This is a genomic window from Holophagales bacterium, assembly GCA_016699405.1.
In the GTDB taxonomy this organism is placed as follows: Bacteria; Acidobacteriota; Thermoanaerobaculia; order Multivoradales; family JAGPDF01; genus JAAYLR01.
In genome coordinates this window covers 4,970,483-4,987,891 of the sequence record CP064972.1, presented here as the reverse complement: position 1 = coordinate 4,987,891, position 17,409 = coordinate 4,970,483, and the positions used below count along the sequence as shown (strand labels likewise).

General features: G+C 69.9%; 12 protein-coding genes. 10 read left to right on the top strand and 2 right to left on the bottom strand.

Features of this window, described 5'->3' with window-relative positions; all coding sequences use genetic code 11:
* Positions 1-8 precede the first annotated feature (8 nt).
* The 6 genes from IPJ17_20645 (at position 9) to IPJ17_20620 (ending at position 6,990) form a co-directional block, all read left to right on the top strand.
* Complete coding sequence (locus tag IPJ17_20645; protein QQR73845.1) at positions 9-1,220, top strand: glycosyltransferase family 4 protein; 1,212 nt, start codon at positions 9-11, stop codon at positions 1,218-1,220.
* Positions 1,217-2,284 carry a UDP-N-acetylglucosamine 2-epimerase (non-hydrolyzing) gene (gene wecB / locus IPJ17_20640; GenBank protein QQR73844.1) on the top strand — a complete coding sequence of 356 codons (1,068 nt, stop codon included), beginning with the start codon at positions 1,217-1,219 and terminating at the stop codon, positions 2,282-2,284. Before IPJ17_20645 ends, wecB begins: the two co-directional genes overlap by 4 nt.
* A 62-nt stretch (positions 2,285-2,346) precedes the next feature.
* Positions 2,347-3,033: a sugar transferase gene (locus IPJ17_20635; protein ID QQR76240.1), complete on the top strand. Its 687-nt coding sequence runs from the start codon at positions 2,347-2,349 to the stop codon at positions 3,031-3,033.
* A gap of 15 nt (positions 3,034-3,048) precedes the next feature.
* Positions 3,049-3,726: a PIG-L family deacetylase gene (locus IPJ17_20630; GenBank protein QQR73843.1), complete on the top strand. Its 678-nt coding sequence runs from the start codon at positions 3,049-3,051 to the stop codon at positions 3,724-3,726.
* A complete protein-coding gene (locus IPJ17_20625; GenBank protein ID QQR73842.1) occupies positions 3,723-4,934 on the top strand; it encodes a DegT/DnrJ/EryC1/StrS family aminotransferase in 1,212 nt (403 codons plus the stop codon). The genes IPJ17_20630 and IPJ17_20625 overlap by 4 nt, the downstream gene beginning before the upstream one ends.
* Positions 4,935-5,031: 97 nt before the next feature.
* On the top strand, positions 5,032-6,990 hold the full coding sequence (locus IPJ17_20620) for a polysaccharide biosynthesis protein (protein ID QQR73841.1): 1,959 nt from the start codon (positions 5,032-5,034) through the stop codon (positions 6,988-6,990).
* Between the two features lie 27 nt (positions 6,991-7,017).
* Here the strand turns inward: IPJ17_20620 and IPJ17_20615 are convergent, their stop codons facing one another.
* Positions 7,018-8,718: a hypothetical protein gene (locus IPJ17_20615; protein ID QQR73840.1), complete on the bottom strand. Its 1,701-nt coding sequence runs from the start codon at positions 8,716-8,718 to the stop codon at positions 7,018-7,020.
* A gap of 256 nt (positions 8,719-8,974) precedes the next feature.
* On the opposite strand from IPJ17_20615, the gene IPJ17_20610 reads away from it, so the two are divergent.
* From IPJ17_20610 to IPJ17_20595, 4 genes are all read left to right on the top strand, one after another.
* Positions 8,975-10,096 (top strand): nucleotidyltransferase family protein, encoded by a 1,122-nt coding sequence (locus IPJ17_20610; protein ID QQR73839.1) that lies wholly within the window; start codon positions 8,975-8,977, stop codon positions 10,094-10,096.
* Between the two features lie 29 nt (positions 10,097-10,125).
* Positions 10,126-11,157 (top strand): acyltransferase family protein, encoded by a 1,032-nt coding sequence (locus IPJ17_20605; GenBank protein QQR73838.1) that lies wholly within the window; start codon positions 10,126-10,128, stop codon positions 11,155-11,157.
* Between the two features lie 646 nt (positions 11,158-11,803).
* Entirely contained in the window at positions 11,804-12,673 is an 870-nt protein-coding gene (locus IPJ17_20600; GenBank protein QQR73837.1) for a hypothetical protein, read from the top strand.
* A gap of 75 nt (positions 12,674-12,748) precedes the next feature.
* Positions 12,749-16,189: a hypothetical protein gene (locus tag IPJ17_20595; protein ID QQR73836.1), complete on the top strand. Its 3,441-nt coding sequence runs from the start codon at positions 12,749-12,751 to the stop codon at positions 16,187-16,189.
* On the opposite strand, the gene IPJ17_20590 is transcribed toward IPJ17_20595, so the two are convergent.
* The gene (locus IPJ17_20590) at positions 16,176-17,408 is read right to left on the bottom strand and encodes a radical SAM protein (GenBank protein ID QQR73835.1); all 1,233 of its coding nucleotides are present in this window, start codon (positions 17,406-17,408) and stop codon (positions 16,176-16,178) included. The genes IPJ17_20595 and IPJ17_20590 overlap by 14 nt on opposite strands.
* Between the last annotated feature and the right edge of the window lies 1 nt (position 17,409).

Below are 17,409 nucleotides of genomic sequence, written 5' to 3'. Positions count from 1 at the left end.
TGAACCCCATGAGGATCACCTTCCTCACCCAGTACTTCCCGCCGGAGGTCGGAGCGCCGCAGGCGAGGCTCTCCGAGCTGGCCGAGCTGCTCGCCGAACGCGGTCACCAGATGACGGTGCTGACGGCCATGCCGAGCTACCCGACAGGCCGGATCTTCGCCGGCTACGGCGGCCTTTTCCGACGTGAGTCCCGCGGAGAGGTCCGGGTCCTCCGCACCGCGGTCTATCCGACGAAGAGCGCCTCCCTCGTCCGTCGCCTGGCCAGCTACCTGTCGTTCGTGGTCTCGTCGGCGCTCGTCGGCACCTTTCGGCTGGGCCGGCAGGATGTGCTCCTGGTCGAGAGCCCGCCGCTCTTCCTGGGGATGTCCGCGATCTGGCTGGCGTGGGTGACGCGCGCTCGCCTGGTATTCAATGTGTCCGATCTCTGGCCCGACGGAGCGATCCGACTGGGGTTGGTGCGGGAGGGAAGCTTCAGTCATCGGCTGGCGTCGGCGCTCGAGCGGCTCTGCTACCGCCGGGCGTGGCTGGTGACGGGGCAGTCGCGCACCATCCTGTCGAACATCGCCGAGCGCTTCCCCGATCTCGTGACGTTTCATCTGACAAACGGCTGCGACACGCGGAAGTTCGGCGCCGCCCAGGCGAGCGCCGAGATGCGACGCCGGCTCGATCCGGATGGCGACGCTTTCATCGCGACCTATGCCGGCCTGCACGGCCTCGCCCAGGGGCTGCAGCAGATCCTCGAGGCGGCCCGGATCCTTCGCGACGAGACGCGGATTCGCTTCGTGCTGGTCGGCGACGGCCCCGAGAAGGCCGAGCTCCAGGCGCTCGCCGAGGAGTGGCAGCTCACCAACGTGTGGTTTCTTGATCCGGTTCCGTCGGCGGAGATGCCCGCGCTACTGGCGAGCAGCGACGCGATTCTGGTGACGCTCAAGCTCTTTCTCCCGGGAGCCGTGCCGTCGAAGATCTACGAGGCGATGGCGAGCGAGCGCCCGCTGGTGCTGGTCGCATCCGGAGAGTCGGCAGAGATCGTCGGCGCAGCCCGAGCCGGAGACGTTCTCGCGCCCGGCGATATCGTCGGTCTCGCGGAGACCGTCCGTGGTCTGGCTCGTGGACGCGACGGGGTGGCCGAGACCTGCCGTCGCGCGCGCGCCTTGGTCGAGAACCGCTACGATCGCCGCGCCGTGGCAGAGCGGTTTTCCGAGCGCCTGGAGGCGAGATGATCCTGAACGTCGTCGGCGCACGGCCGAACTTCATGAAGATGGCGCCGTTGGTGCTCGAGCTGCAGCGGCGAGGTCTGCCCCAGCTCTTCGTTCACACCGGACAGCACTACGACGAGCGGATGTCCCAGGTCTTCTTCGACGAGCTCGGGATGCCGCGGCCGGACCTCGATCTCGGCGTCGGCTCGGGCTCGCACGCCGAACAGACGGCGCGGGTGATGGTGGCATTCGAGAGAGTGCTCGTCGAGCGGCGTCCGGCGCTCGTCGTGGTGGCCGGCGACGTCAACTCGACCCTCGCCTGTGCCTTGGTCGCGGCGAAGCTCGAGGTTGCCGTCGCTCACCTCGAAGCCGGCTTGCGCTCGTTCGACCGCCGGATGCCGGAGGAGGTCAATCGCGTCCTGACCGACCACCTCGCCGAGCTGCTTTTCGTGACCGAGCCGTCCGGGCTCGCCAACCTCGAACGCGAGGGGATCGACGCGAGGCGCGTCGCGTTCGTCGGCAACACGATGATCGACAGCCTGGTGTCGCATCGCGAGCGGGCGTTGGCGCGCGAACCGTGGCGGGCCTACGGACTCGAGCCCGGGGGCTATGGGCTCGTCACTCTGCACCGCCCCTCGAACGTCGACGACTCGGCGATGGCGGCCGAGATCGCGCGCGGCCTCGCCGGCGTCGCCGAGGAGCTGCCGCTGCTCTTCCCGATCCACCCGCGGACCCGCGAGCGCAGCGGCGAGCTCTTCTCCCGGATCGCCGGCCTGCGGCTGGTCGAGCCGCTCGGCTACCTCGAATTCCTCGGACTGATGGCCCGCGCTCGCCTCGTGCTCACCGATTCCGGTGGCATCCAGGAAGAGACCACCGCCCTCGGTGTGCCGTGCCTGACCCTGCGCGAGAACACCGAGCGACCGGTCACGTTGAGTGAAGGAACGAACCGACTGGTGGCGCTGGAGGCGCGAGCGATCCAGGAGGCGGCGCGTGCGCCACGCCCCGGGGCGACGAGAGCTCCTGCCCTCTGGGATGGTTGCGCGGCGGCTCGTGTGGTCGACCGCCTCGAGGAGTTTCTGGCACGGTGAGCGAAGACTCCGGGGCCGCGACCGTCTTGCGATCCGGCCTCCCTCAGCCGATCCAGGCGGCTATGGCGCTCCTGGGGCTGCTCGTTTCGAGCCCGCTCTGGCTCGTGGGTGGCCTGGCGATGAAGCTGACCTCCTCCGGTCCGGCGATCTTCCGCCAACAGCGGGTCGGTCGCGGCGGGCGTCGCTTCGTTCTGCTGAAGCTGCGCACGATGTCGCGAACCGGTGCCGGTCCGGGCTTCACGTCGGCAGACGATCCGCGCGTGACGCCGGTCGGGTCCTTCCTGCGCCGGACGAAGATCGACGAGTTGCCGGAGCTCTGGAACATCGTGCGGGGCGAAATGGCGCTCGTCGGACCCCGTCCGGAGGTCCCGAGGTACGTCGACCTCTCCTCGCCGCTGTGGCGACGGGTGCTCGAAGTGCGCCCCGGGGTCACGGATCCCGTGGCGATCCACCTGCGCGACGAGGAGGGCCTGCTCGCCGCAGCGAGCACGGATCGCGAACGGGCCTACCTCGAGTTGCTGCAGCCTTACAAGCTGCGTGGCCATCTCGCCTATCTCGAGCGGCGAACGTGGAGCTCGGACGTGAGGGTGCTCTTCCACACGGTGCTCGCCGTGCTGGTGCCATCGCTCGCGCCGCCACCACGGTGGGAAGATGTGGTTGCCGCCCGTGTGGAGGCGCGAGCTGGCGGGGCCGCCGGCCAGGAGGGGGCAGACGCCGTCGGGAGGGTGGGCGTTGATCGCCAGGGTTGAGCGGAGGAGAGGAAAATGACGGTCGGGATGGGCAGGCGAAGCGCGCTGGTCCTGGTTGCCCACGCGGACGACGAGACGCTCGGAGCGGGCGGTCTGATCCAGCGTCTGGCGAAGGGCGATTGGGAGGTCAGGACCGTCATCCTCTCCGATGGGATCATCGCGGCGCGAGGCGGGGACCAGGACAACAAGCCCGATGCGATCGCCGCGTGTGCCGTCCTGGGGATCGAGCCGCCGACGTTCCTCGGCTTCCCGGATCAGCGGTTCGATCAGGTCGCGATGGCCGATCTCTCGGGCGCCGTGGCCGCGCTCGGCCTCGAGCCCGACCTGGTGATCACGCACGTCGAGACGGACCTGAATCTCGACCATCGACTCACCGCGCAGGCGGCGAAGATCGTTGCCCGGCCGCGCCGCAAGCCGGTGTCGATCCTCGGCTGCGAAATCCCCAACACCAGTTTCTGGAACGGCGTCTCCTTTCCGGCGAACTACTTCGTCGACATCACGCAGGAGCTCGACCGGAAGATCGAGGCCTTCGCCTGCTATCGGGGAGAGATTCAGCCCTATCCGCACCCCTGGTCTCGGGAGGGGCTGAGACTGCTCGCACAGGCCCACGGAATGCAGTGCGGCGTGCCGTTCGCCGAGGCCTTCCACCTGATTCGCGGCTATGCCGGCCTGTTGCCGGACGGTGCACGATGAGCGTTCCCTTCTTCCGCCCGCAGATCTCCGAGGCCGAGATCGCCGAGGTCGCCGACTCGCTGCGTAGCGGTTGGCTCACCACGGGCCCGAAGGTCCGCCGTTTCGAGGAGGAGTTCGCTGCCGCCGTCGGCGGGCGGTTCGCGGTGGCAGTGAATTCGGCCACGGCGGCGCTGCACCTGGCGGTCGAGGCGCTCGGGCTGAGGCCGGGGCAGGGTGTCCTCGTGCCGACCCACACCTTCGCGGCGACCGCGGAGGTGGTGCGCTACCTCGGGGCGATTCCGATCCTGGTCGACGCCGAGCCGTCGACGCTCAACATGGATCTCGAGGACGCGGAGGCGAAGCTCACCGCGCTGCGGGAGGGTCGGTTGCCGGCGGCGATCCCGCCGGGGATCGAGGTGGTCGGGGTCATCCCGGTGCACGTCGGCGGCCTGATGATGGACGTCGGGGCGCTGCGGCGTTTCGCCGCGCGGCACCGGCTCTGGGTCGTCGAGGATGCGGCGCACGCCTTTCCCTCGTCGTGGCGCGCCGACGCGGGCTCTTCCTGGGTCCGCTGTGGCGAGGGCACCTCGGCGGTCGCCTGCTTCTCCTTCTACGCCAACAAGACGATCACCACCGGCGAGGGCGGCATGGCGGTCACCGACGACCCTGCGCTTGCCGAGCGGATGCGCCTCATGTCGCTCCATGGGCTCTCGAAGGACGCCTGGGGGCGCTACGCGGGCGGCCCGTGGGACTACCGCATCGTCGCGCCGGGGTTCAAGTACAACCTGACCGACGTGGCCGCCGCCATCGGGATTCACCAGCTCGCGCGCGCCGAGGCGATGCGCCGCGAGCGGGAGCAGATCGCCGCGGCCTACCGCGAGGCGCTTTCGAGCGTCGCGGAGGTCGATCTGCCGGTCTTTCCGGAAGACCGGCTCCACTCCTGGCACCTCTTCCCGATTCGTCTGCGCCTCGAGCGCTTGACGATCGATCGCGACACCTTCGTCGCTCGGCTCCGCGAGCTCGGCATCGGGTTCTCGGTGCACTGGCGCCCGCTTCACCTCCACCCCTACTACGAGGAGACCTTCGGCTGGCGGCCCGAGGACCTCCCGGTGTCGACCCGGGAATGGCCACGCCTCGTGTCGCTGCCGATCTTCCCGGGGATGACGGCAGGGGAGATCGAGCAGGTCGTTGCCGCCATCCGTCAACTCGCCGCAACGGTCGGGTGCTGAAGCGCCGGCCCACGGGACCGGCCCACGGGATTGGCGTGCGAAGTCGCTTCGTTCGAGGCACAATGGCGGGAGATCGCGTCTGGGGGGCGGGAACGGGATGAGTGCAGAGCGAGAGGGGATACCGGCGAGCGCCCGGGACGCACGCGCCCAGCTCGAGCCGACCGGCGAAGAGGCGCTGCGCCGCTCGTGGAAGAGCCGCCTGCTGACGCGCTGGATGCAATGTGCCCTCGACGGCGCGGCGCTGACCGCGGGGTTCGTCTTCGCGTATCTGCTGCGTTTCGAGTTCCTGATCCCTCCGGCGCAGTTGCGTGAAGGCCTCACGCACCTTCCCCTCGCCGTCGGCTTGCAGTTCGCGAGCCTGGTGGCGACGGGGGTCTATTCCTACGTCTGGCGATACGTCAGCCTCGGCGATCTGCGGGCGTTCGGCAAGGCCGCGCTGGCTTCGGGAGGACTGCTTCTCGCGCTGCGCTTCGGATTGCCGTCGGGATTGCAGGCGTGGCGCGTTCCGGTCTCGGTGATCGTCCTGTCGACGGTGCTCGGCTACGGTGCGGTCGTCGCCCTGCGGGTGGCGCGACGGCTGCAGTGGGAATGGAGCGAACGCCGCCGGCGCGTCGTTCCGGCGTCGGCGGAGCGAACGCAGGTGCCGGTGCTGTTGATCGGCGCCGGTCAGGCGGGGATGCTCGCGGTGCGCGAGCTGCAGAGCCGAGGCGAGTCGGAGATCGACGTCCGCGGCTTCATCGACGACGACCCGAGCAAACAGGGGACGGTCGTGCACGGGGTGAAGATCCTTGGGACGGTCCGCGACCTGCCGCGCCTGGTGCGCGAAATGGCGATCGACCACGTGATCATCACCATCGCCGAGACGCGGTCGGAGAACCTCAAGCGCATCGTCGCGCTCTGCGAGTCGATTCCGGTCCGCGTCCGTGCCATGCCCGGTCTTTTCGAGATCCTGCAGGGGACGGTGACGGTCTCCCGCTTCCGCGACGTCAACCTCGAGGACCTCCTGGGACGCCCGACGGTGCGGCTCGAGGGTGGTGCGGTCGACGCGTTGCTCGCCGGCCGCTGCGTGTTGGTCACCGGGGCCGGTGGCTCGATCGGCTCGGAGCTGGCGCGCCAGGTGGCACGTTTCCGTCCGGCGCGACTTCTCCTGCTCGAGCGGGCGGAGAACGCGCTCTTCGAGATCGACCGCGAGATGCGCGGCGTCGCGCCGGGTCTGCCGATCGTCCCCCTGCTCGCCGACATCGGCGACGAAGGGAGGATGCGGCGGATCTTCGCGGAATACCGGCCGCGCGTGGTCGCCCATGCCGCCGCGCACAAGCATGTGCCGATGGTCGAAGCCAACCCGTGCGAAGCCGTCAAGAACAACCTCTTCGGCACGCTCGGCCTCGCCGAGCTGGCGGCCGAGCACGAAGTCGAGACCTTCGTGCTGATCTCGACCGACAAGGCGGTCCGGCCGACGTCGGTGATGGGTGCGACGAAGAGGATGGCCGAGCTCGTGGTGCAGGAGGTCGCGCGCCGTCGCGGCGGTCGTTTCGTCGCGGTGCGTTTCGGCAACGTGATGGGCTCGGCGGGGTCGGTCATCCCGATCTTCCAGCGCCAGATCCAGGAGGGCGGCCCGGTCACGGTTACCCATCCGGAGATGAAGCGCTACTTCATGACGATTCCCGAGGCGGTGCAGCTCGTCCTGCAGGCCGCGGCGATGGGGCGCGGCGGCGAGATCTTCGTCCTCGACATGGGCGAGCCGGTGCGAATTCTCGAGCTCGCCGAGCGGCTCATCACCCTCTCCGGCTTTCGCCCGTACGAGGAAATTCCCATCGAAGTCACCGGGATGCGGCCGGGCGAGAAGCTCTTCGAGGAGATCGAGCTCGAAGGCGAGCGGATGGAAAAGACGCACCATCCGAAGATCTACGTCGGGCGGCTCCAGCCGATGGCGAGCGCGGAGCTTGCCGCGGCGCTCTCCGAGCTCCGTCTGGCGAGCGGCCAGAACGACACCGAGGCGGTGCGGTCGCTCCTCCAGCGGTCCCTGACGGAAGCTCACCTCGAAGTCGTCGGCTGACCCGCTCGCGATCGCGAGCGCGCGAGGTCAGTCGACCAACTCGACCATGCCGGGCCGGACCCGGCCTCCGGCGAGGGTCCGCAGCCGGAGCAGGTTCGGCGTCTCGGTTCCTTCGACTTCCACACTCACACCCAGCGAGCGCTGATCGGCGGTGACGACCTGCAGGGGCAGCGCTCCGCCATTCCACTGGAGCTCGACGATCGCGCCCTGCGGCGGGGCCTCGTGCAGCTCGATCCGCAGCGCTCGCGCGGGCCTCGCGGCCAGGAGCGAGAGGGTGGCATTCGATCCGCGCCAGAGCCACTCGGTGGCGGGCCAGGCCGAGTGTCGCTCGGCGCGGAGGTCGGCTTCGGCGTCGCTGCGTGCCGCCGGGTCGGCGCCGTGGCGAACGAGCTCGGCGCGCGCGATCAGATAGGCCGGGCGCCGCCTCCAGTCGCGATGGACGAGGGCCAGGGCGCTGCGCGCGCCGTCGAGATCGCCGTGGGTCAACAGGAGTCGCGTCTTGAGCAGCAGGGTCCCTGCCCAGGCCTCGCTCCACTGCGCCTGCTCGCGACGCTCGCGCAGCTCGGCTCCCGGCAGGTCCCCGGCGGCGAGCAGCGCGCCGGCGACTTCGCTTCCGGCAAGCCCGGGAGCGGTGGCGAGGCGGGCGAACGTCTCGTTCGACAGCGGACAGCTGCGCAGCCGGCAGAGCGGGAGTGCCCACTCGAGCCAGTCGTGAGACACGCCGGCGAGCGCGTCGCCGATCGCTCCGGCCGGACGCTCGCGGATCGCCGCGTCGAATGCCCCGGCGTCGTCGAGGGAGGGCGAGCCGCTCTGGGCCGCGAGAAGGTAGAGCCGCGTGGCGCCGGCGCTGTCTCCGCCACGCGCTCGGGCCCGCGCCTCGTCGAGCGCCAGGGCGACCTCGCGCCGCCGGGCCTGCTCGGTGCGCGCCTGGGCGTCGAGCCACGCCGGCCAGTTGGACCTCGCCGCGTCGAACGAGGCGACCCGACGCCAGACGTCGGCGCGATCGGGCAGCGGCAGGTAGAGCTCCTCGCGGTTGCGGGCCAGCTTCGCCCAGGCGGGGAAGAAGCGATCGAAGGTGGCCGCGTCGGCGAAGGCCTCGGCGAGCACCGGCCGCGCTCGCGCCCGCTTGGCCGGCGAGAGCATCGGCCAGAGCTCGAGGTAGCCGGCGGTGAGCAGGCGGCTCGCCTCGGTGAACGCGGGGCCGCGACGGCGGGCGAGCGAAAGCGGCGCCTCCCACCGTTCGGGATGGCGGTAGAGGGCGACATCGCGCTCCGCCAGCAGTCTCAGGTAGCGCGTCGCGCCGAGGAGCGCGGTGGCCTGCCAGTCGGCCGGCGCGGCGTCGAGCGCCGCCGTGGCCAGTCGCTCGGCGTGAGCGAGGCGCTCGCGACTGCGCGCCGCCTCCCGTCCCTCCCCGCCGGCCGGCACGCGCAGCCAACGCTGCGGGTCGAGCTCGGTGGCGACGACGGCACGGGCGACGGCCAGTCCGGCGCGGTGTCCGTTCGGTGCGGCAGCGAGCTCCCGGCGGAGAGCCCGGGCGGCGGGCGACGTGGAGTCGACGTCGAGCGCCAGCTCGCGGGCGAGTTGTTCGAGAGCGACACGCTCTCTCGCCGAGACGACTGCCGCTCCGAGAGCGACGAGCGCACCGAGAAGCGCGCCGCCGACGAGGATTCGCCGGAGCGCCCGCTCCCCGCGAGGCTCGGCGGCCGAGAACAGCCGAAGTGCCGTCATGTCGCTGTTTCGATCTTAGCCGGAAACCGCCGGGTCGTTCCCGCGGCGAGGGCGCAACCGGTCGTCGAGGCGGGAGCCCTCGCGCCTGGCTACGCTTCGACGACCCTCGGTGGACGGCCGCCGGGACGGCATCGCTGCCGGCTCACGACGGTGCGTGCGTCGCGCTCCGGTCATCGTCGCCATCCTCCAGGCGTCCGGGCTCCAGCGCCGCCGTGTCCGGCTTGGGGATCCGCAGCGCAGGCGATAACGTCGGCAAATGGCCCGTAGCGAGAGGCGGCGTGACCCGGGGGAGTTGCTCGAGCGGCTCCGCGGCATCGTCCGGGCGAGCGGATGGCTCGGAGGCGAGGCGCCGCCGCTGCCTCCCGAGCTCGCGGCGCGGGCGATGCTCGAGGGCCTCGGCCCCCTGCTCGGCGCCCGCATCTGCGCCGGTGTCCTCGCCGCCGAGCGCGCCGAGGACGCGCAGAGGCTCGCGGCGCAACACCTGATCGTCGGCGGTCTCGAGACCCAGCAGCACCAGGTGCTCGAACGGATCGCCGTTCCGCTCGCCGGGCGGGGAATCCCCTTCGTGCTGCTCAAGGGCATCGCGTTGCGCGGCCGCGTCCATCCTCCGGGCACGCGATCGATGACCGACCTCGACCTGCTCGTGCCGCGCGAGCGCTTCGACGAGGCGTTGGCCGCCGGGCAGGAGGCGGGTTTCGGGCTGAAGGGCGATGCGCGCCGCGCCTTGACGGTCTCGCGCTACCACGAGCGCGTGCTGACGCTCGACGGCGCGCTCGTCGACCTCCACGCCGGTCTCTCCGCCTGGCCGCTCTTTTCCGTCCCGCACGCGGAGCTCTTCGCTCGATCGCAGCCGGACGCCGGGGCCTGTGGCGGGCTGCAGCTCCCGGCCGAGGAGCTCTTCGTCTCGCTCGCGCTCCACGCCACCCAGCACGGGTTCATGGTGCCGCTGCGCTCGACGGTCGATGCGCTGGCGACGATCGTGCGCCTCGCTCCCGATCCTGTCGGCGTGGTGAAGATCGCCAGGCGCTGGAGCGTGGCGACCGGGACGGCGCTGCTGCTCGCCTGGCTCGAGCGGCTCGGCTTCGCCGCCGCGGCGTGGAGCGAGGCGCGCCGGCAGCTCGCGCCCGGGCTCCTCGTCGATCGCTTCGCCGAGGAGCTTCCCTTCGACGACGAGGCGGCCGGCTGGCGACGGGGGTTGCGCATCGAGCGTCGGCGGCGCGCGCGACTGCTGGACCGTCGCGCGCGCGCGATGCTCTTCGCGGCCTATCGCGGAACGCTGCTCGTCGGAGACCTGGCGCTGCGCCTCACCCCGCAAGCCTGGCGGGAGCGGCTCCAGGGGACGGCCGAGCGGGCGTGTCGAGCAACCGGGGAGATCTAGCGCTCGGCCCGTGACGAGGTGAGAGCCGAATGACGACGCCGGCGACGGCGAGGGAGCTGCCCGACGTCGACACCTCGGTGCCGGCGATCGACGAAGGGATCCAGGGGCTGCGAGGCCTGGCGATCCTGCTGCTCGTCGCCGTGCACTCGTCGCGCGCCCTGCGCGGGACGGGTGAGCTCGACCTTGTCGCCGAGGTCAACGACGCGTTCCTGTTCGTCCGCATGCCGCTCTTCGCCGCCATTTCGGGATGGGTCTTCGCTCTGCGACCCCCGGGTCCGGGGGGCGTCGTGGCCTTCGTGCGGCGACGGGCGCGCCGGCTCCTCCTGCCTCAGCTCGCCTACGGCCTCGTCGTGTTGCTCGTCGGGGTCTTCCCGCCGCGGCTCGTCTGGCCGGACTCGTGGACGACCGTCGTCGCGGTCCTCGGTCAGCCTCGCGCTCACTTCTGGTTCGTGCAGGCGCTCTTCCTGATCCTGTTGCTGGTCCTGGCGCTCGAGGCCGCCGACGGGTTTTGCACCCCGTTACGCTGGGTGGCGGTGACAGCGGTGGCGCTGCTCGCCCCGACGCTGCTACCGGCCGACCTGCCCCGTTCGGGCCGACTCGGCGGAGTCGCCTTCCTGCTCGGCTACTTCCTCCTGGGCCTGGGGCTGCAACGATTCGGAGAGCGGATCTTCACGCGCGCGGTTGTCGCGCCGGCGGTGGTTGTTCTTCTGGTGGGTGTCGTACTGCAACAACTCGTCGGGCTCGGCATCGTCGAGCTCGAACGGGAGCGGGGAAGCATGCTCTCGCTTCTCGTCGGCGTGCCGGCCGTCTTGCTTCTCCTGCGGCATCGCGCGGCGGCCAGCCTTCTTGCCTGGCTCGGGCCGTACTCGTTCGCCATCTTCCTCTACCACCGCGACGGGATCACCCTCGGCCAGAGAGCCCTCCAGCGCGCCAGCGAGCCGTTCGGCACGGCGGGCAGCTGGCTGCTCGTCCTCGGCGGTGCCGTCGGGCTGCCGATCCTGGCGCACGCCGTCCTGGTGCGATCGCGGCCGACCCGCCGGCTCTTCCTCGGCCTGCCGTGAATCCCGGTGGCCGGCGGGCGCGGGACTCGGGCCGAAACTACCCCCATTGCGCTCGTCCTGACCGGGAAACCCCTTCGGTTGGGCCTGCGGCACGGTCTTGTCCCGCGGTGGCGAAAATCGGACTCAGTTGACCCGAGTTGCCTTGGGTGCTAGCTTGAACGGTGCTTACGCTTAGGTGGCGCAGTGCCAGAGAACGTCGTGCTTGAAGGCGCCGAAGCACCCTCGAAACCAGGTGGGGGCCTGGTTCTCCGACCGAGAATGCGCCGCGGTCGATCTCGCGGTTCCGAAATGCCGTTGCGCTCCGGTTGGCGTGTATCGGGCCCGACTGGGGAGAGTGTCGAGCGAAGGGCGAGCCAGCATGGAAGCGCCGTTCTCTCGTTCCTGTCCTGGACTTGATGAGGATCCAAATGAGCCGAGGGACCGAGTCTCACCGCAAGAAGGATCGCAGGCAGTATGCGAAGCCCACGCTCACGGAAGTGGAGCTTCGGCCAGACGAGGCGGTGCTGGGGCAGTGCAAGAACGGGAACACGAACGGCCCTGGGACCGGGGTGAGCAACTGCGGGATCGCTCCCTGCAACGCGTACGGGACTTGAGCGCAGGTCGCTGCGATGTCCCCTGAGGATTGCGATCGCGAGAGGCCGCCGGGATGATTCTCGTCCGCGTTGCCGGGACGACGGTCGGGGTGAGCGCGTCCGACGCCACTCGCGTGTCGGTGCGCGAGGGTGCGGCGGATTTCGTGGTTTCCTCGGGCACGCCGGAGGTCGAGCTCGTTGCCGGGGTCGGTCCAGGGGAGGGGCACAGTGCCGGGGAGCTCCTCTTCGACGCCTTCCCGACGTGGCAGTTGTTCGGCGACGATGCCGGCTGCACCTATCGTTTTCTCGGTGCCGGCGGCGAGCGAGCCTACCGCGAGGCCTCGTTCGACCGGACGTTCTCGAGATGCCGGGTCTCCTACCTGAAGGAGGCCGAGAGCCCCCCCGAGGTGATCTATCCGTTCGAGGCTCCGGTCGACCAGCTCCTCATCATGAATGTCCTGTCGTCGCAGGGAGGTGCGCTCCTCCATGCCCTGGGCGTGGCGACAGCGGAAGGGGACGGACTGGTCTTCGTCGGCAATTCGGGTGACGGGAAGTCGACGATGGCCCGGGTCTGGGACTCCGTACCGGGCGCCGAGGTCCTGAACGACGATCGCATCGCCCTTCGCCACGAGGGCGGGCGGTTTCGGATCTACGGGACACCCTGGCACGGCGAGTTCGAGAAGGTTTCGGCGCGAGACCTCCCGCTGCGGGCGGTCTTCGTGCTGCGCAAGGCGAGAAGCTGCCGGGTGACACCGGTCGGCGGGGCCGCGGCGGTGGCCGCGCTGGTGGCGCGGAGCTTCGTGCCCTACCACGATCGCGAGGCCATCGGCAGGGTGGCCGCGCTCTTCGGGCGACTCGCCGCCGAGGTCCCTGTTTACGATTTCGAATTCACGCCGGATCTGGCGGCCGTCGAGGCCGCGCGGAGCGCTGTCGCGAATGACTGACACCCTCGGTGGACACCAACTCGCTCCCGTCGTCGGAATCGACGAGGCGGAAGGGGTGCGGCCGGCAGACGGGCGATGGTCGAGAGCGCGGTGGTGCGGGTGGCGCGCGCGATGCGGCATGTTCCGAGCCAGGCGGACGTGGGTCGTGGGAAGAGAACCGAGAGCTGGCTATTGGCAACCCCATCGTGGCGGGGTTCGAGAGGGGATGGTATGAGCACGACGATGGCCTCAGTGCGGCGCTGGCGTTCGCTTTTCCTCGGTCTCACTCTCGGTGCCTTGGCGATCCTGACTTCGGCAGGCATTGTCGAGGCTCAGGTGGTCTATGACGCGAGCTCCTCCTCGCAGGTCAATGGCGGTACGTCGTTCTCGTGGCGCCACACGGTCGGCACTGGGGATCGCCGCTATCTTGTCGTGGCGATATCCCTTCGCCGGGTCAGCCTCTTTAGCCGCGGTGGCTTGGTGGCGTGGACACCCGATTCGACGGGAACGCCTGAGATCATTGAAATTCCCTTCGCCTTCGACGGCATTTCTGTCAATGTGCTACGGACGGAGTTGTGGGAGCTCGTGTCTCCTACCTCCGGCCCCGGAACCATCGACGTCTTCTTGAACGGCGCGTCTACGAACGCGGTTGCTGGTGCGGTCTCGTTCTCGGGCGTCCATCCGGTCAACCCGCGGCGGTCGACCAACTGCACCAACGGCACGGACTCCACGCCGTTGATCACGATCGACAGCCTTGTTGGCGACTATGCGATGACGGCCGCGACGGTCTACAACCCCCGAACGCTCACCGTCGGGGCTGGGACGACGTCGCGATGGGACCGATTGACGAGCAGCGGAACCAATGACATCCGAGGTGCCGGTGGCACCGAGCCCGGGGCTGCGGGAACGATTTCCCTCGACTGGACGATGGATACAGCCGAGGTGTGGAGCGTTTGCGGCGTCGACATCAAGCCCTACCTGCCGCTCGTCTCCCATCTCGGCCGGGGACAGGCCCGCCGAACGAAGGCGGGCACGGAGGTGGCGTTCAGCACCAGTTACGAGGCCGACTCGGTGCAGTACTCCCTGCTGCGTGAGGCCGCCGATGGCTCGATCGTCGCAGTCGAAGGGGCCCAGACCAGCGGTTCCGCCTTGCAGATCGGCCGCGGCCTGCCGCTGCTCGGCGGGCGTTCGTACCGCCTCGCCGATCGCGGCCCGGAGGCCGCTGGCGCCGTGCGCTACTGGATCGAGGCGCTGGATCTGGACGGCGAACGGCAGGTGCTGGGGCCGATCCCGGTCGAAGCCGCGGACCCCGCGGCCGACGCCGATCCGCCCGAGCTCGCCGCGCTCGCGGCGAGGGTCGTGCCGCTGACCCCTGCGGCGAGTGGTGTGAGCAGCCGCTTGCAGCTTTCTTCCCGCTCCCGTCTGGCCGGGCGAGAGCCGCGCACGACGCAGTGGCTCTTGGCGAGCGGAGCGGCGGCGAAGCTCCAGGTTCGGGACGAGGGCTGGTACCGGGTGAGCAAGCGCGAGCTGCTCGCCGCCGGTTTCGACCCCGGTTCCGACTCGGGGCGTCTGCAGCTCTTCGAAGGTGGACGGGAGGTGGCGATCGCGGTCAACGACGGTGGCGACGGGCAGTTCGGGCTCGACGACACGGTCGACTTCCTGGGAGTCGGCGCCGACACGCCAAGCAGTGACGTGCGCACCTACTGGTTGATCCGCGGCGGAACGCTCGGCCGGCGGATCCCGATGGCCGACGCCCTGTCCGGACCCGCCGGGCAGACGTCGTACGCCGAGACCGTGGAACGCCACGATCGAACGACCTACGTTCCCACGATCCTGGACCCGACCCACGAGAGCTACTACGGCGCCGTGGTGACGGGGACGCCGGTGCGGCAGAGCCTCCTTCTCGATCACGTCGAGCCGGGGCTGTCGGGCGAGCACACGGTCGTCGTCGCGCTGCAGGGAGCCTCGACCGGGGCTCACACCGTGGGCGCGAGCCTGAACGGGCAGCGGATCGGTGCCGTGCCGCTCGCCGATCGGGAGTACAAGGTCACCTCGTTGCCGATCGAAAGGTCGTGGTTGCTCGAGGGAGAGAACATCGTCGAGCTGGTCGCCGAGAGCGGGGCGACCGACTTCACGCTCGTCGACTATGTCCGTGTCAACTACGCCCGTCCGTACGTCTCTCGATCCGGCGTCCTCGTCGCCCCAGCCGCTCCATTCGAAGCGGTGAGCATGACGGGCTTCCCCTCGAGCAGTGTCCGGGTCTTCGACGTGACGCAGCCGGAGGGCGTCTTCGAGCTGCCGGCGGTAGTGACGGCCCAGGGCGGCAGCTTCACCGTCAAGGTGACCCCTGCAGCGGTTTCCCCGTCGAGCGCCCTCCCAGGCGCTTCGGGGAGAGCGACGGCTGGCGAGAGAACGCTTCTCGCCGTCGCCCCGGTGGCGTACCGGCGGCTCGCTGGCATCGTCGTCAACCAGCCCTCGAGTTGGAACGAGGCGAGCCGCCGCGCCGACTTCGTCATCTTCACTCATCGCGACCTGGCGGAGGCGGCCAATCGACTCGCGGCGCAGCGCCGGAAAGAGGGTCTCGAGGTCGTCGTCGTCGACGTCGAGGATGTCTTCGACGAGTTCGCGTTCGGGGCTCACGACCCGGCGGCGATTCGCGCCTTCCTCGATCGGGCCCGCACCGCCTGGAAGCAGCCGCCGGGGTTCGTTCTTCTGTTCGGAGACGCCAGCCTCGATCCGCGGAATTACACCGGCGCCAACAGGCCCGACCTCGTGCCGACCTGGATGGCCCTGACCGAGACGATGAAGACCGCGTCGGACGACTGGTTCGTCGACTTCGACGACAACGCGGTGCCGGATCTGGCGATCGGCCGGCTGCCGGCGCGAACCGCGCTGGATGCGGACCGGCTGGTCGACCGGCTCATCTCGTACATGGCCAACCGTCCGGCCCCATGGCGGAAGAAGGTCCTGGTCGTCACCGACCAGACCGAAGACGGAGTCCGCTTCCGCGAGGAGAGTCGTGACCTGATCGCGGCAATCCCTGCGGGATTCACCGTGACCGAGGTTGCACGCGACGATCACCCGAACGATGCGTCCTTCAGCGCGGCCATCGTCGACGGCTTCCGCCAGGGTGCCGCGGTCGTCGCCTACTTCGGCCACGGATCGACTCGCATCTGGCGCAACGACGGCGTCTTCGGGCTCGCCACGGCGACGAGCCTCGGCAACGGCGACCGTCTCCCGGCCGTGCTGGCGCTCACCTGCCTGAACGGCTTCTTCGCCGACACCTACGACGACAGCTTGTCCGAGGCCCTGCTGAACGCCGAGAACGGCGGGGCGATCGCCGTGCTTGCGTCGTCGGCGTTGACCGCTCCAGATGGCGAGGTCGCGCTCGGGACGCGCTTCCTGGCGCAGTCGCTCGGGAGCGGCAAGGGGGTTTCGGTCGGTCAGGCGCTGGCGGCGGCGAAGGCCGGCGTGCTCGACCCGGACGTGCGGAAGACCTGGATCCTGCTCGGCGATCCGACGCTCAGGCTCCGCTGAGCACGCGCAGAGGCGGTTGCTGCCCGGCTTCCTGGATCGCATTCGGAAACGCCTTCAGGAGCCGGGCCGCAGCGACTTTCAGGCGATCTCGCTCCGGGCCGGGCTCACAGTAGGAGCAGGGGCCGTGGGCCGGGACCGCCACGCCGAGGACCGCGGCGCGCAGGTGGGCGACCTCGCAGAGAAACGTCACCGGTTCCTCGGGGCTCCCAGCTTCGAGCACCGCCGTGGCCGGGCACATTCCGCACATGGGTTTGATGTGGCACGCGGAGCACGGGGTGAGTCGAGAGGCGCGCCGCTGCCGGAGCGCAGCCAGTGCCCCCTGCCAGCCCTCCGCAAAGCTCCCAGACCGCAGGTCGTAGTTGGATTCCTGGAAGAGAACGCAAGGCGCAAGCCCGCCGAACGGGTCGATGGCAAACGAACACACCCCGGCACCGCAGTGGAACAGCAGGTCCTCCTGGCCTTGCGGCTGGGGAGGGGCGAGCGTCCGAGCGAGAAACCGTCGCCACTCCGGGAGCCGCTCCGGGTTCTCCAGGTCGAGGGCCACGGCCTGCTCGCTGGAGAGCCGCACGGCGAGCGGCGTCTGAGAGCAGTCGAGCCGGGGGTTCACCAGCGCGTCGAAACGAAAACCCACGCCGAGCTCGTCATTCGCCAGGCGCTTCATCGCGACCAGCTCGTGCGCATTCAGGCTGAGCGCCATCGTCTTGAGCGTCACCGGAACCCGGTGCTCGAGGAGAAGGCGAATGCCCTGCAGGCACCGCTCGAACGACCCGGGGCGGCCGGTCAGACGATCGTGCGTGGCGGCAGTCGCGCCATAGATCGAGATCTCGACCTGGAAGGGTGGCCACTCGGAGAACAGCGCGGCGATCGCCGGGGTGACGAGCGTGCCGTTGGTGAAGACGGTGACCAGGAGCCCCTGGCGTTTCGCATGCTTGTAGATGGTCGAGAAGTCGTCGCGAACGAGGACCTCGCCGCCGGTGAACAAGAGGTAGAAGCAGCCGGCGGCGGAGACCTCGCCGAGGATCCTGCACCACTCGCTGGCCGAGAGCTCGTTCGACAGGGCTTGCGGATCGCTGGCGGCGAGGTTGGTGTAGCAGTGCTGGCAGCCCATGTTGCAGCGGCGCGTCAGCTCTGCCACTCCGGAAAGCGGGATCCGCTGCCCGGCGGTCTTCGCCCAGAGCCCCTGGGAGAAGACCGCGGAGGTCGTCCGGCCGATCGTCATT